We start from the raw sequence: 14947 nt of genomic DNA on the forward strand, positions 1-14947 counted from the left end.
CGCAAATTCCCGCACGCAAAGGTTGCGTCGCACTGGAGCACCCCATGCGAGAAGCGCTCTCCACAACCGCCGGGCCCGAACCTGCGACTGGTCGACTCCGTGAGATTCTCATCTCTAAAGATTCCCGTTTCAAGAATTTGTTCGACTCACTTCAATCGGCTCAACTCGCCCTGGCGCCGAAACAAGACTGCATCTACCAGTATCCATCTGCCAGTCAGACCACGGCCGTCCACAACGCAACAGCGAACAATGAAGCCCTCCGTCACGCCCTTGCTACGGCCACGCATGGGGACCAGACTGTAGCGCTGCCAATTGCAGCGCACATGTACTTTCTGGGATCGATCGCCACGCGCTTAGCTGCATTCCGTTGGACGAGGAAGAAGGCGATTTCCGAGGCGCTCGACATCATCGCGGTCTGCATCGACCGTGGAGCACTCTCGGCTGCACTGCTGCAATCTCGCGCCAGCCTCGAGCAGGCAGGCGGACTCCTGCTGTTCGACAAGGACATTGCGGGCATCCCTAAGCCTTCGTCGGATAACGCGGCACGCACTCAGTGGCTCGTAGCGGTAAACGCCGCACTCGGAAGCCGGGCCAAGGGCATGCGCATTGACTGGGAAGACGTACTAGCTAAGGGATTGCGACAAGGCCGCTCGAAATCCTATAAACCCGCCGAAGGCGTTCAATCCCTCGAAGCCCGAGATCTCATGAAGGGAATTGATGCGCTTGACCGGGAGATCAAAGGGACTCGCAAGGTTTATGACTTCCTGAGTGAATTCGCACACCCGAACATCGGTATTTTCTCGCTGGGCATCGAAGACTTCGCCCACGAGACGCTCAAAAGTGGACTACGTATATACACGCGAACGTATTCAGCAAAGGGGCGAGGCGCATATGTGACTGAACAGTTGGCGAGCATCTTCTTTGAGACACTCGAGGTCGTTCATGCCGTCAGCGCGCTTGCCCAGCAGAGCGACACAAGATTGGGGACACTAGAATCCGACCTCACTTTGCAGAGTCGCTCCGCCATTCGAACCATTCTTCGCCTGTACCCATGGACCACCAAACGCACGGATCCCTGTCCGTGCTTTTCTGGTCGCATCGCTGACGCCTGCTGTGGACGACGCCTGCGATTAGGCTAGATTTCTCACCGTATAGCATGCGGTGGTTGCTTCTTAGCGCCCCCCTAGGATTTGATGGTTCGCTTCACACCGAGGGCATTTCACAGTCACCAGGTGAGCTTTCGGCTCTGTTTCACGGAATAGACGCCGCTCACAAAATATCTTCACGGTTACCCGCAAGCCGATCGCCGTTCACCGCACCCCCGCCGCCCCGCCCCGATACACGCTCTGCCCCGCCCCAAAGTAGTTCTCGTAGACATGCGCGAACGTCTTGGCCCGCTTCTCCTTCTTCAGCTCCACCGTGTACGCCTTCGGCAGCTGGATGAAGTAATCCCGAATCGTCCGCTCGACGTCGGCCTTGGTCTGCGTCTTCAGCTTCCAGTCCAGTACGAGCTTTTCGGCCTTGAGCTTGGCCAGTAGTTCCTTGGCCACTTTCTTCACCTCGTCCTTTTCCTTCTCGGTCAGCTCGGGTTCCGGCTTCGTCAGCAGGTCGAAGATCGCAAGCTCTTCTTCGGTCAAGTTCTCGCGGTGGGCCCGTTGCTCTTCTTCGGTCAGGTTCTTGGCGAAGGCCATCAGCTCCTTGAAGAAGGCCTCCAGGTTGTGGCTCGATGAGTTGTAGGACTCGATCAGTTTCTGAAACTTCTCCAGGAAGTCGACCCGGCCCTTGTTCTCCCGGACCATCTTCTCCAGCTTCTTCTCGATCTGGCCCTTCAGCTTCTCGGTCTCGGTGGCCTTCTTGCCTTCCTCGAACTTCTTTTGCAGGGCGGCGAAGTCGATCTGTGACAGGTCGATCAAAGCTTCTGCCGCCGGTCGCTCACCGATGCGGTAGCCCTCAGTGGCGATCGAGTCGTCCAGCAACGCGTCGAGGTCGTTCATCACCCCGGAGATGTCCGGCGGCGGCCGCAGGGCCTTGATCATGGCGCCGAGGTAAGCCACCAGCACCGAGGTCGGCGCATGGGCGTTGGCTTCCGGATCAGGGAGGATCGCCCTAAACGTTCGGGCCACCTGACCCGCTAGCAGCAGATACGCCCGGGTCTTGTCCTCCCCTGCCTGGAGGATCACGTCCATCGCCTTCTGAAGGGCTTCCAGACGCTTTACTGGCGGGGTGATCACGATGCCCTTCAGGTCGATCCCGAGGGCCGCACAGAAGCCTTCAGCCTCGCGCAGAAGCTCCTCCAGTTGCGCCACCAGCGCCGCCTTGGCCTTGATCGGCATTTGCCCCGGCTGGTTGGGCTTGGCGTAGATGCGCAGTGCATCCTGAAGGTTGCGGAAGATGCCCACGTAGTCGACGATCAGACCGGCCGTCTTGCCAGGCGCCACGCGATTGGCCCGTGCGATCGTCTGCATCAGCGTGTGGTTGCGCATCGGCTTGTCGAGGTACAGGGTCGAGCAAGTCGGCACGTCGAAGCCCGTGATCCACATGGCGCAGACGAACACCAGGCGCAAGGGACTGTCCGGATCCTTGAACTGCTCGTCCAGGTTCTCGGTGACCATGCGCTGACGGTGCGGGACGATGTCCAGCCCCTTGGCCTCCAGCTCCTCGACCTCGTTCTGGGACTGCGAGACCACCACCGCCATGTCGGTGGACTGCATCACCTCGATCTTGTCGGCGAGCGTTTCCCTGGCGTCGCCGGTGGCGGTTTTCAGCTGGGCCTGGAGTTCGGCCAGGTGCCGCCTCCAATGCGCCTGCACCTTGTCGTACATCCGCACGGCCGTGGCCTTGTCGATGCAGACCATCATGGCCTTGCCCCGATAGCCACGACCCAGGAAGTGCTTCACCAGATCGGCGGCAATCGCCTCCAGGCGGTCGTCGCGGGTGATCAGGTGGTACTCGCGAGCGAACTCCCGCTCCAGCTTCTTCTCCTGCTCTTCGTCGAGCTCCGCGTCTTCCAGCAGTTTCTCGATGTCGCGGTTCAGGTTGTCATTGACGATTTGCAGCTCGGGCGTTCGGTTCTCGTAGTACAGCGGCACCGTGGCGCCGTCTTCGATGGAACGGGCGAAGTCGTAGACCGACACGTAGTCGCCGAACACCTCGCGGGTGCGCTCCTCCTCTCCGGCAATCAGCGGGGTGCCGGTGAAGCCGAGGAAGGCCGCATTGGGCAGGGCGTTCCTCATGTTCAGCGCGAACACGTCGTACTGGCTGCGGTGGGCCTCGTCGGTGATGACGACGATGTCGCCCCGGTCGGAGATCTTCGGATAGGCCTCGCCCTTCTCGGTGCGGAACTTCTGGATCAGGCTGAAGACGTAGCGGTGATCCTCGCGCAGCAACAGCTTCAGGTTCTCGGCGCTGGTGGCCTGAACCTCTGCACCGGTGATCGCGCCCGTGGCGGTGAAGTTCTTGTAGATCTGGTCGTCCAGTTCGGACCGGTCGGTGACCATCACGAAGGTCCACTTCCCCGGCAGCTTCCTCAGCACCTTCTGGGTGAAGAACACCATCGACAGGCTCTTGCCGCTGCCCTGGGTGTGCCAGAACACGCCGAGCTTCTTGGCTGCCTCGGCATCGCCGGACTCCCGCAGCTTGACCATCTGGGCGATTGCCTTGTTCACCCCGAGGTACTGGTGGTTCTTGGCGACCTTCTTGATCAGCCCGCCACGTGCCGTCTCGAACACAGTGAAGTTCTCGACGAGGTCGAGCAGCCGGCGCTTGTCGCACATGCCGCGGATGGCGGTCTCAAGGGACGTTGATCCCGCCTCGGTCTCGTCGTCGATCCTCCGCCATTCGAAGAAGTGCTCCCAGGGGCTGGTGAGCGTGCCCACCCGGGTCTGAGAGCCGTTGGACAGGATGACGAAGGCGTTCGGGTGGAACAGCTGCGGGATGCTCTGGCCCTTGTAGTCCTTCAGGTTGTCGTCGTAGGCCGACTTCAGCGGAACATGCGGCCCCTTCAGCTCGATGAAGACCAGCGGGATGCCGTTGACGAAGCCCAGCAGGTCGCAGCGTCGCTTGTACATCTCGCCCGACACCCACATCTGCTGGGCGAGGAAGAAGTCGTTGTTGTCTGGGTGGTTCCAGTCGATGACCGACAGCTCGACCGTTTGCGGGTTGCCGTCGCTGTCGGTGATCTCCACCTTCACCCGGTCGCGCAGCAGCTTGTAGAAGGCCTGGTTGGCGTTGACCGGGAGCTGCTTGGAGCGATCTTCGGTCAGTTGCTCGATGGCCTGGTCGTAGGCGGAGGCGGGATAGCCGGGGTTGATGCGTTCCAGCGCCTTGCGAAGACGCGGCACGAGGATAACCTCGGCGGCGGACTTTCGCCCTTCGGTGCCATCCTGGCCGAAGGTTTCGGTGTAAAGGTTGGCGGTCTCCCAGCCAAGTGAAGCGAAGCAGTCGATCGCGGGAATCTCGACAAGGGTGAGCTCCCCATAGCCGGCTGTTACCTCCTTGGCCGTGAAAACGGAGGTCATGCGGCGATGGCCTCCTCGGGTTCGGGCAGGGAGGAGACGTCGAGTTCGCCGGAGATCAGCTTGGGTAGCAGGAGGTCTCGGGTGGCGCGGAGGTTGGCGTTCTTAGAGGTCAAAGTAATTGTCATCTGCCTCATGGGTGCGACCAACTCGTCGAACCTCTCTTGAACCACCAGGGGTGGGAGCATGAAGGTAGCTTCAGCCACTCGCCCACGCCCAAGTTCCGTCTGGCCGGTGGCACCGACCCCCTGCTGTTCGAAGTACTGCTCATTCGCGAGCAATGCCAGACCGTAGAAGTGCGTGGTGACCTGCTTTCCAGGTCTCACAATCGTCACGTGCGTATCAACGGTGCAGTTTGGGCGCTCATCCAGAACCTGAGCCACCCGACCAAGGGTTCCCACGCCTGTGGAATTGATCAGGACATCTCCGTACCGAATGCGCTTGTCTGCAGGGATTGCCTTCGACTGTCGGCGAGCCAGATCGTAATTCAGCTTGTGGTCTCGGATGCACTTCTGATTGATGACAGTTCCATCTGCCAAATCGTCGTACTTTGGCGTCAAGCCCCGGTTGATGTACTCGGAAACCGCGCCAAGGGTGGTGTGTTCCCACTCCTCTGGGATCAACCCACACTCCGACTCCACCATCTTCACCTGCTCATGCCCCGGAAAGCGAAAGCGGACGAACCACTCCTCGTAGATTCTCCGGGCTACTTCTTCCAGGATTGCGATGCGTCGCGTGTTGTTTTCGATCAGGTCGTCGTAGGCGGACAGGATGGAGGCGATGCGGCGCTGGGTCTCTAAAGGAGGCAGGTCCACCTCACACTCATCTAAGAATGCCTCAAACTGAAAGTTACTGATTCCCGTGGACTGAACCTGCCACTGAGCAATCCGCCGATCGTCATACAAGCACCGCAGGACGTAGTAAATGAACCTTCCGTCAACCAAGGTGGTGTCAGGGACGATTCGCTTACAAAAACTCGCAGGTATGACGTTGCCCCCAATCGACGCAAGCAATCGATCAGAGCAATACAGCGACCGGCCAACTGGCTGGTCTTTGCTGCCACCGGATACCTCGAAGATAAGGTCACCGACCTCCAGCTTTCTAGACTTCAGATTGGAGATTTTGTGGAAACGTCGAGGAACGCTCTGCACGTTGCCGATCAAAGCACCTGGGATATCTGTGCCACGAATCACCGCCGCCGGCTCATAATAATCAACTGACGCGGACTCGCTCCCCCACCCTCCGCCTATATAGTCTTTGAAGAGGGGGCGTAACGTCGTCCTCGACCAGAGCTGATCACTTCGTCGCACTGAGGACTCCCAGTATCATTTCCGAGATGTTCCGCTCCAAAACCGATGCCTCGCTATTCAGCGATTCAAGCCTTTCACCGAGTTCTTCTAGTCGCTCAAAGAAATCGATATCTTCCGCCGCTCGATCGCCAACCCCAACGTACCTCCCCGGATTCAGACTCCACCCCTGCGCCTCGATCTCCGCGAGCGTCACCGCCTTGCACACCCCGGCGATGTTTCGGTAGACCCCTTCAGGAAACTGCTGCCCAAGCGCCTCTTGGCTACCCGCCTCGGTCTCAGCTTCCTCTCCGCGCCAAAGCCGCACGATATTAGCCATGAGCTCGATCTGTTCGGGCAAGAAATCGCGGATCGCCCGGCTGACCTGCCGATAGAAGCCCCGCGCATCGATGAACAGCACCTCGTCCTTCCGGTCACCTTTGGCCTTGGCTTTGTCGAAGAACCAGAGCGTGCACGGCAGGGTGACCGTATAGAAGAAATTCGGGCCGACCGATACGATCACATCCACGCCGCCGGTCTGGATCAGCTTCTTGCGGATTTCCAGCTCCATACCCCGCGCGTCTCCCGCCGAGTTCGCCATGACGAAACCGGCGCGCCCCCTTTCGTTCAGCGCGGTGTAGAACAGCTGGATCCAGAGGTAGTTCGCGTTGTCGGTAGTCGGGATGCCGAAGGGAAACCTGGGGTCATCCTTCACCCGCGCCTTGTCCACACCCGAGACGTTGAACGGCGGGTTCGCCATGACGAAGTCGAACTTTCCGAGGGCCTTATGCGGGTCCTCGTAGTAGGTGTTGGACTCCCGGATGTCCCCGGACAGGCCATGCACTGCGAGGTTCATCTTCGCCAGCTTGACCGTATCGTTGGCCTTCTCGGCCCCGAAGACGGTCAACTCCTCAGCGGCCCGCTTCTTGTGGCGGCTGACGAACTCCGCACTCTGTACGAACATGCCGCCCGAGCCGCACGCGGGGTCGAAGATCTTTCCGTGGTACGGCTCGATGATCTCGACGATGAGCTTGACGATGCTGGTCGGGGTGTAGAACACCCCGCCCTTCTGGCCTTCCGCCAGCGCGAACTTGCCGAGGAAGTACTCGTAGATCTTCCCGAAGGCGTCACCTTCGATTTCCTCCAGGCCGTTCAGCAACCGCAGCAGCTCGACCAACACCGCGTTGGGCAGCTTCCCGTAGGAGCGCGGCAGGACGCCCTTCAGCTCCTCGTTCTCGGCCTCGACCGCCGCCATGGCCTCGTTCACGGCCTTGCCCAAGTCGTGCCCTTCCGCCAGGTCGAGCAGATAGGAGAAACGGGCGTTGTCGGGCAGGTAGAGCGCCCCGTCGGCCTGGTAGTCGAACTTCTCGATCTCAGAGGCGTCCAGCCCCTTCTCCATCAGCTTGGCCTCGGCCTCATGGAAGCGCTTCTCCGCGTAGCGAAGGAAGATCAACCCAAGGACCGGGTTGGAGAACTCGGAGGGTTTCAGGCCGGTGTTCGCCCACAACTGGTCAGCGGCGGCCCACAGGCGGTTCTCAATCTGGTTCAGATCAACTGACATTGGTGAACTAGGCACTTAAGCGAGTATGACGGGCTAAGCAACATGCTCTTGGCAGCCGAAATCTAGCATGTCATTCTCGCCCTCTGAATGGCAAAAAAAGGCCGGCGCAACGGCTAGATGCTGCACGCCAACGCCGTTCGTCCGCCAGCAGCCCGAACTACTTGACCTCGCCGCATTTCAGCCAGCAGCATTTAACTCAGGCCGTCAACTCCAACCGCACTAGCTCCCGAGGAGCACGAAAGTCTCGGGTGACTCACGACGCCCGAAGAGCAATAGGTGGGACTCATCAAAATTACCGCGCACGTGATCAACCGCGCCACTTCCACAGTAGTAGTCAAATACACCTCGGACGTCCAGAACCGACGCCTGGCGCTGAAGCGCCTGATTCAACAGGCGATCAGCGTCGAGCGGCGGCGCGAACTCGACCTCTACAAGCGATATGCGTCTGATCCGGACTTCAAGCGGGCGTTTGATGCGAGCGTGTCGAGGTTGCTTTCCTCGGCTGCGTGCAAAACGCTTGTGGCTCGGGCGTAACCGGACAGGACTTTCACATGCAATTGCGCCTACTTCCCGCTCTGATCTTGTTCTTGGGCTCCTATTTCCCGTTAAGCCTGATCCTACTGATACAGGACATTAAAGAGACATCTTGGCAGGCTCCTCTTTGCAGAATTACGGCGGCTTCTTCCTGCTATCTTCCCGAGCTTGCAAACCCCAGCAGAGCCCTTGGCCTCCTCGGGATTTGTGCCGTAAGTCTTATCATTTTCATGATCTTGATGAAGAACCTCTCAGGCTATTCAAGTCTGGAGGTCGTCGACTCGAAGTCGGTCCCGAACGATCTCATCAACTACGTTTTCCCTTACGTTGTCTCTTTCATGGGACTCGATTTGGGCGTCGATGGAAAGTTCTTCGGCTTTTTGCTGTTCGTCGTGCTGATGTTCGCCATCACTTACCGATCTGGTCAGATTCTGATGAACCCCTTCTTGCTGGTGGCTGGCTGGCAGCTGTACGAACTGAACATCGTGACCGAGGGGCGCAAGCGCTGCGTGAGGGCGCTTTCCAGAGAACAAGTCAAGCCTGGTGATCACCTTGAGTCCTGCTTGGTCCATGGGATTTACGTTCTGCATCGGGGAGAAAAATGTCAATAGCGGAAGCTCTGCAATCCTTCGGTGCCTTTGATGTTGCTGAGTCAAGAGCATCGCTTTGGGTCTTCAAAAAGCGTCCCGCGACGGGAAAAATGAATCCCTTTACAGCGGTGTCCGTTGTGATGGGAGGTGCCCTGAGGGATCAGCTCAAGGCGCTGGCAAAGAGTTACCAAGCTAGCCACACACTTGCCGAGGAATACAGCTTACTCAGCCAAACCAGCGAGGACGGCTTTCTTGCCGTACGCCGCGAAGAGACGCTATTCCCAAGCCTCCAAGGACTGATTGACCAGCCTTCGGAGGAATGCTCGGTGAAAAACGTCAAGCAACTGAACAATGCCGCTGGGTATGTGCTTCGCCTACGTCACGGTGAATCGGTGATTTACTGTGTCAAGAAGGCGAACGCAGACTGGGCTACTCGCAAGAAGAAGGGGATGATGAACATCTTCTTCACCGAGGCTGGGCTCGACATCATGGACAGCCCGTCATTCAGCATCTCTCGAAGTTTTGATTTCTTCGTGGTTGGCGAATACGTGCTCATGACGAACAAGCCAGCCTTTGAATCACTGCTGAACCACAAGGATACCTATGAGGAGGCCTACGCTGCACTGAAACAGGAGGCTGGATTCTCAGCGGCGATTGCAGACTTCACTGTGTTTGACGCCTTCATCGGGAAAAATGCTACGCACTTACGCCGAATCGCCGTGATTAAAGCGCGGGGGTACTACAAAAACCCCGACTACATGACACGCCTCCGCGAGATCAATGGGCTACGTGGGTGGGGCATCCAGTTTGATGATCAAGGGAGAATCGTTGCTACCCCAGAGAAGATGCGCGATATCTTGCACGTCCTGCTTGATCACCGTCTGCGCTCGGAACTCTCGGACAATCAGTACGACGTGCCTTCAACCACACCCGTGGGGCAGTGAGCAGTGCCAGTCACCGCTCGCCTGGTGATGGTGGCGATATGGCGACTCCATCGTAGAAGGCCAACCCCAAGATGTTTGCTTTCTCAGTTTTTGGCGTGCCCTTGGGAGTCACGTTGTGAACCTCGGTTCGCTTCCTCGGCAGTGACTTCAGCACCGACACGTCCGAACGGGCCGGCGATGCTGCCGTCTCGCGCCTGCGGGCCGTGCCCGGCCACGTAAGCCCGATCGTCGAAGGCACGAGTCCACGCGAATGAAACATTCACGCCCGGTGGCGGAATCACCGCCGGCCGAAGGTAGAGATCGAGTTCGTTCAGGCGATCCTCGATGACCAGCACTCGCGCGTCAGAACTTCTTTGCCTCTCGCTTTCGCAGCTCTTCGTCGGCGCGACTGTTATTAGCGTTCACCGCTTTCGCATACGGAACGTGCTTGTACGTAACGGAGATCATCGTCGGCGCAGCCATGTCCGGCGAGAGGGTGATCCGCACATCGCCGGCACCGAACACGAAGTAGCGACCTTCCATTCCTAGTGCCTTAGCTACGGCCGCATTGGTTTCCTTTTCAGGCGCAGGTTGATATTTCTCCGATAGCGTCTGAAGGACCGCGTCCCAGCGGTCACTACGCAGCGTCATCGACAACCACTTAAGTCGCCGATCGGGGCCGAAACTGTAGTAGACGGTTTGAAGGCCCGTAACGCCGAAAGCATCGGTCCCCGTAACGACTAGCCCGTTCGCGCCAGGAAGATCGACCCTGTCGATAGGAGGCACTACGTAAGCCATTGCCCCGGCCGGCATCGATCCTTTCACGTCATCCAGCGTGGACTGGTCGATGGTGACGCCGAGCACTGTCACCTCGGCACGTGCATGGCTGACCAGGAGAGCGATCCCGATCGCAATAAGGGTTTGAAGAAGAGGAGGCCGACGCACAATTATCCTGCGTGTTCAGGGATCATCCGGGAATAGGGCTTGGCTACCTGCCACCCCTCAGTTCGGCATCCGCACCCCACTCCGCAATCTGGTGGGCCCCCTGGGAGTCGAACCCAGCACCAACGGATTATGAGTCCGCTGCTCTAACCAAGCATGAGCTAGAGGCCCGCGCCGCCGATGATACCCGCTCGGGATCGGCCGGCCGTCTCGATCCGCCGCGCGGGAAACCGGCCCCGGCCGACCCTTCCGGTATCGTTACGCCCCTGCCCTCTCCGCGCCGCACCGCCCTCCATGACCCAGTCCGATCGCACGCTGTTCTGGCTCGCCGCCGCCTCGTTCGCGAGCATGGCGTCGATGCGGATCTGCGATCCGATGCTGCCGGCGCTGGCCGACGACTTCGGCACCACCGCGGCCAGCACGGCCGGGGTGGTCACGCTGTACACGATCGGCTACGGCTTCTCGCAGCTGGCGCACGGCCCCTTGGGCGACCGGATCGGCAAGGCGCGCTACATCGCGGGCGCAGCCATGGCCGCCGCGCTGGCCTCGCTGCTGTGCGCGCTGGCGCCGGGGCTGGCCATGCTCGAGGCCGCGCGGCTGGTCACCGGCTCGATGGCGGCGGCGATCATCCCGCTGTCGATGGCCTGGGTCGGCGACACGGTGCCCTACGCGCAGCGGCAGGCCACGCTCGCGCGCTTCCTGAACGGCACGATCCTGGGCCTGATCCTGGGCCAGGCGCTGGGCGGCCTGCTGGCCGACACGCTGGGCTGGCGCTCGGCCTTCGTGCTGCTGGCGGCGATCTTCGCGACGGCGGGCTGGAAGCTGCGCGCCGTGGTGCGCGCAGGGGCTGCCGCGAGCGCCCAGGCCGCCACTGAAGGGCCCGAGGCGAGCGGTGGCGCAGCCGCGCGCGCCACGCCCGATGCCGCCGGGTCGAGCGCCGTGCAGCCCCCGCCGGGCGCCGGCGCATCGTCCGTGCCCTCCGGCGCGCTGGCCCGCTACGCTGTGGTGCTCCGCTCCGCCTGGGCCCGCGCGATCCTCGCCATCGTAGCGATCGAGGGCCTGTTCGCGTTCGGCGCGCTGGCCTTCATCCCGACCTCGCTGCACGAGCGCGCCGGGATCCCGATCTGGCTGGCTGGCGCGATCGTGGGCAGCTTCGGCTTCGGCGGCTTCGCCTACACGCTGAATGCGGGTCGGCTGTTGCGGCGCTTCGGCGAGAAGGGCCTGGCCCTAGCCGGCGGACTGGTGTTGGCCGCGGGCTTCGGGCTGGTGGCGGCGGCGCCGGGCTTCGTTCCCGGCGTGATCGCCTGCGTGCTGATCGGGCTCGGCTACCAGATGCTTCACAACACGCTGCAGACGCACGCCACGCAGATGGCGCCCTCGGTGCGCGGCACCGCGGTGGCCTTGTTCGCGATGTGCCTGTTCATCGGGCAGTCGGCGGGTGTCACGCTGGCGGCGAGCGCGGTGCCGGCGGCCGGCTTCGCGCCCGTGTTCGTGGCCACGGCGCTCGGGCTGGCGGCGACCGGCGCGGTGTTCGCGTGGCTGCTGCAGCGGCGCGCCGCGGCGCACTGAACCCCCGCGGCGCCGCCGTGGCGCTCGCAACGGAGATCGAGGAGGAACGAGGATGAGCAAGCACCCCGGCACTGCCGACATCGGCGTGGACCTGGCCGACCACGTGGCGATCGTCGAGATGCGGCGCCCGCCGCACAATTTCTTCGACATCCCGCTGATCGCCGGCCTGGCCGGGATCTTCGAGTCGCTCGAGGCGGACCCGGACTGCCGCGCGATCGTGCTGTGCGCCGAGGGCACGGCCTTCTGCGCCGGCGCCGACTTCCGCACCCGCGATGCGGCACCCGAGCAGCCTAGCCCGCGCGGCCTGAACCCGATCTACCACGAGGCGCTGCGGCTGTTCGCCTGCGGCAAGCCGGTGGTCGGCGCGATCCACGGCCCGGCTGTCGGCGGCGGGCTTGGCCTGGCGCTGGTGCCCGACTTCCGCGTCACCTGCCCCGAGGCCCGCTTTTCGGCCAACTTCAACCGGCTGGGCATCCACCCGGGCTTCGGCCTGTCGGTGACGCTGCCGCGGCTGGTCGGCCCGCAGAAGGCGGCGATGCTGCTCTACACCGGCCGGCGCATCGACGGCGAGGAGGCGGTGGCGATCGGACTGGCCGACGTGCTGGTGCCGCAGGGCGAGGTGCGCAACGAGGCGATCCGCCTGGCCACCGAGATCGCGACCTCGTCGCCCCTCGCGGTGCAGTCGACCCGGGCCACGCTGCGCGCGGGCCTGGTCGACCAGATCCGGCTGGCCGTGGCGCGCGAGAGCACCGAGCAGAACTGGCAGTTGAAGTCGGCCGACTTCGCCGAGGGCGTGAAGGCGATGGCCGAGCGCCGGGCGCCGGTGTTCAGCGGGAAGTAGGCGAGCGCAGCCCGATCAACGCGTCCACCCCCACGATCCGGCTCCCCGAGCAGATCAGCGGGTTCAGGTCCAGCTCGGTGATCCGGTCGCGGTGATCCGACGCGAACTGGCCGACCCGGCACACGATGTCGGCCAGCCGCTCGAGGTCGACCGGCTCGCTGCCGCGAAAGCCCTGCAGAAGCGGCGCGCCCTTCAGGCCGCACAACATGTCGAGCGCCTCCTGGCGCCCGAGCGGCGCCAGCGCCACCGCGCTATCGCGCATCAGCTCCACCATGATCCCGCCCAGCCCGGCCACCACCGTGGGCCCGAACTGCGGATCGATCCGCGCGCCCACGAACACCTCGACCCCGGCGCCCACCATCGGCTGCACCAGCACGCCGCGGATCGCGCCGGCATGCGTGAGCTTCAACGCGTTGGCCATGATCTCGGCGTGCGCGGCGCGCACTGCTTCCTCGCTCTGCAGCCCCAGGCGCACCACGCCGGCCTCGGTCTTGTGCGGGATGTCGACCGACTCGACCTTCAGCACGACCGGAAAGCCGGCCTCGCGGGCCGCGGCCGCCGCTTCGTCGGCCGAGGCCACGAGCCGGTCCTGCACCATCGGGATGCCGTAGGCCGCCAGCGCGGCCTTGGCCCGGCTCTCGGTGAGCACCGCGGCCTGGGTCGCGTCGATCGACTCGCCGACCGACCGCACGACCTCGTCGGGTACGAGCGGGGCCGGCGCCTCGCGCCCGGCCTCGGCCTGCCGCCACCACCAGTGCCACTTCGCCAGCGCGTCGAAGCACGAGCCCATCGAGCGGAACACCGCGACCCGTTCCGACTGCTCGGCGATCGTCGCGCCCGGCCCCTCGAGCCACTGGGTGAGCCAGGCGATGCAGGCGATCTTGCCCTGCTCGCGCGCGAGCGCGTCCAGCACCCCGATGCGCGGCGTCGCGGTGTCGTAGGCATAGCCGAACGGCACCACCAGCGTGCCGTAGGCGGGATCCGACAGCAGCGCTTCGGCCACCTTGCGGAACGAGGCCGGATCGCTGATCACCTGCGCGGTGACGTCGCAGGGGTTGCGGGCCGACCCGAACTCGGGAATCGCGTCGACCAGCACCGCTCGGGTGGCCTCGCCCGGCTGCGGCAACTCGACCCCGCGAAGCTCGCCCTCGTCGGCGGCCATGATCGCCGCGCCGCCCGAGGTGGACGCGACCGCGACGCCGGCCGCCAGCGGCTTCGACGCCTTCGCGAAGAACGAGGCGGTCTCGACCAGCGCGGCGAAGTCGTCGACCAGCACGATGCCGGCCCGCTCGAACGCAGCGCGATACGTCTGGTGCGAGCCGGCCAGCGAGCCGGTGTGCGACAGCGCGGCGGCGGCGCCCTGCTCGCCGGTGGCGATCTTGAACACGATCACCGGCTTGCCGCGCGAGCGCGCGAGCTGCGCCGCCTCGATCAGGCGCATCGGGTCGGCCATGCCCTCGAACACGCAGGCGATCGCCTTGCAGGCGTCGTCCTCGGCCAGGTAGGCGACGTAGTCGGCCACGTCCACGTCGGCCGAGTTGCCGGCGGTCAGCACGTGGCTGAACGACACGCCGTGCTCGATGGCCTGCGCCAGCGCGAAGCCCAGCGCGCCGGACTGGCTGGCCAGCCCCACCGACAGCGGCCGCGGCGCGTCGATCACCGCCGAGGCCGCGAAGGACACGATCGCGCCCGACGCGTAATTGACGACGCCCAGGCAGTTGGGCCCGACCATGCGCACGCCGCCGCGGCGCGCGGCCTCGACGATGCGCGCCTGCTCGGCCGCGCGCTCTGGCTTGCCGGTCTCGGCGAAGCCCGAAGCGAACACGATGACGCCGCCCACGCCGAGCCTCGCGCACTCGTCGACCACCGCCTCGACCTGCTCGCGCGGCGCCGCCACGACCACGCAGTCGGGCACCTCGGGCAGCGCCGACAGCGACGGATGGCAGGGTCGCTCCTCGATCCGCTCGTAGCGGGCGTTGACCAGGTGCAGCCGGCCCTTGTATCGGGACAGGTTGCGCAGGAGCCGCAGGCCGAACGAGCCCTCGCGCGCCGACGCGCCGACGATCGCGATGCTCGCGGGATCGACCAGCCGGCGCAGGTCCGCGTGTCGATAGAGTGGCCGACTGCCCATCGCGCTCTCCTCGTGTTGGCGGCGCATCGTAGGCAGCCGGTCCGGCGAGCGTCAAG

The 14947-nt window shown here is 63.2% G+C and carries 12 protein-coding genes and 1 tRNA gene; 6 read left to right on the plus strand and 7 right to left on the minus strand.

What is annotated here, in order from left to right:
• Positions 1–44: 44 nt before the first annotated feature.
• Positions 45–1139, plus strand: coding sequence for an SEC-C domain-containing protein (locus tag M6I34_RS08225; RefSeq protein ID WP_272485213.1), 1095 nt, complete (start codon positions 45–47; stop codon positions 1137–1139).
• 171 nt (positions 1140–1310) lie between these two features.
• Here the strand turns inward: M6I34_RS08225 and M6I34_RS08230 are convergent, their stop codons facing one another.
• From M6I34_RS08230 to M6I34_RS08240, 3 genes are all read right to left on the minus strand, one after another.
• Positions 1311–4517: a type I restriction endonuclease subunit R gene (locus M6I34_RS08230; RefSeq protein WP_272485214.1), complete on the minus strand. Its 3207-nt coding sequence runs from the start codon at positions 4515–4517 to the stop codon at positions 1311–1313.
• Positions 4514–5707: a restriction endonuclease subunit S gene (locus M6I34_RS08235; protein ID WP_272485215.1), complete on the minus strand. Its 1194-nt coding sequence runs from the start codon at positions 5705–5707 to the stop codon at positions 4514–4516. The genes M6I34_RS08230 and M6I34_RS08235 overlap by 4 nt, the downstream gene beginning before the upstream one ends.
• 103 nt (positions 5708–5810) lie before the next feature.
• A complete protein-coding gene (locus M6I34_RS08240) occupies positions 5811–7361 on the minus strand; it encodes a type I restriction-modification system subunit M (RefSeq protein WP_272485216.1) in 1551 nt (516 codons plus the stop codon).
• 276 nt (positions 7362–7637) lie between these two features.
• Between M6I34_RS08240 and M6I34_RS08245 the strand changes: the two genes are divergently transcribed.
• The 3 genes from M6I34_RS08245 to M6I34_RS08255 are packed head-to-tail and all read left to right on the plus strand — an operon-like array spanning position 7638 to position 9429.
• A complete protein-coding gene (locus M6I34_RS08245; RefSeq protein WP_272485217.1) occupies positions 7638–7895 on the plus strand; it encodes a hypothetical protein in 258 nt (85 codons plus the stop codon).
• A 17-nt stretch (positions 7896–7912) separates the two neighbouring features.
• Positions 7913–8506, plus strand: coding sequence for a hypothetical protein (locus M6I34_RS08250; protein WP_272485218.1), 594 nt, complete (start codon positions 7913–7915; stop codon positions 8504–8506).
• Positions 8497–9429 carry a Kiwa anti-phage protein KwaB-like domain-containing protein gene (locus M6I34_RS08255; RefSeq protein WP_272485219.1) on the plus strand — a complete coding sequence of 311 codons (933 nt, stop codon included), beginning with the start codon at positions 8497–8499 and terminating at the stop codon, positions 9427–9429. Before M6I34_RS08250 ends, M6I34_RS08255 begins: the two co-directional genes overlap by 10 nt.
• Before the next feature lie 83 nt (positions 9430–9512).
• Here M6I34_RS08255 and M6I34_RS08260 read toward each other — a convergent pair whose 3' ends face one another.
• The 3 genes from M6I34_RS08260 to M6I34_RS08270 all read right to left on the minus strand — a co-directional run bounded on the left by M6I34_RS08260 (position 9513) and on the right by M6I34_RS08270 (position 10521).
• Positions 9513–9764, minus strand: coding sequence for a hypothetical protein (locus M6I34_RS08260; protein WP_272485220.1), 252 nt, complete (start codon positions 9762–9764; stop codon positions 9513–9515).
• Positions 9765–9771: 7 nt separating this feature from the next.
• Positions 9772–10272, minus strand: coding sequence for a hypothetical protein (locus M6I34_RS08265; protein WP_272485221.1), 501 nt, complete (start codon positions 10270–10272; stop codon positions 9772–9774).
• 170 nt (positions 10273–10442) lie between these two features.
• A tRNA-Ile gene (locus tag M6I34_RS08270) sits at positions 10443–10521 on the minus strand.
• 123 nt (positions 10522–10644) lie between these two features.
• Here M6I34_RS08270 and M6I34_RS08275 point away from each other — a divergent pair.
• Both M6I34_RS08275 and M6I34_RS08280 read left to right on the plus strand, forming a co-directional pair.
• Positions 10645–11919 (plus strand): MFS transporter, encoded by a 1275-nt coding sequence (locus M6I34_RS08275; RefSeq protein ID WP_272485222.1) that lies wholly within the window; start codon positions 10645–10647, stop codon positions 11917–11919.
• A 52-nt stretch (positions 11920–11971) separates the two neighbouring features.
• Entirely contained in the window at positions 11972–12760 is a 789-nt protein-coding gene (locus M6I34_RS08280) for an enoyl-CoA hydratase/isomerase family protein (RefSeq protein WP_272485223.1), read from the plus strand.
• Here M6I34_RS08280 and M6I34_RS08285 read toward each other — a convergent pair.
• Positions 12747–14891: an acetate--CoA ligase family protein gene (locus tag M6I34_RS08285; RefSeq protein WP_272485224.1), complete on the minus strand. Its 2145-nt coding sequence runs from the start codon at positions 14889–14891 to the stop codon at positions 12747–12749. The genes M6I34_RS08280 and M6I34_RS08285 overlap by 14 nt on opposite strands.
• Positions 14892–14947 lie beyond the last annotated feature (56 nt).

It is taken from the genome of Zeimonas sediminis (assembly GCF_023721795.1).
Taxonomy (GTDB): Bacteria; Pseudomonadota; Gammaproteobacteria; order Burkholderiales; family Burkholderiaceae_E; genus Zeimonas; species Zeimonas sediminis.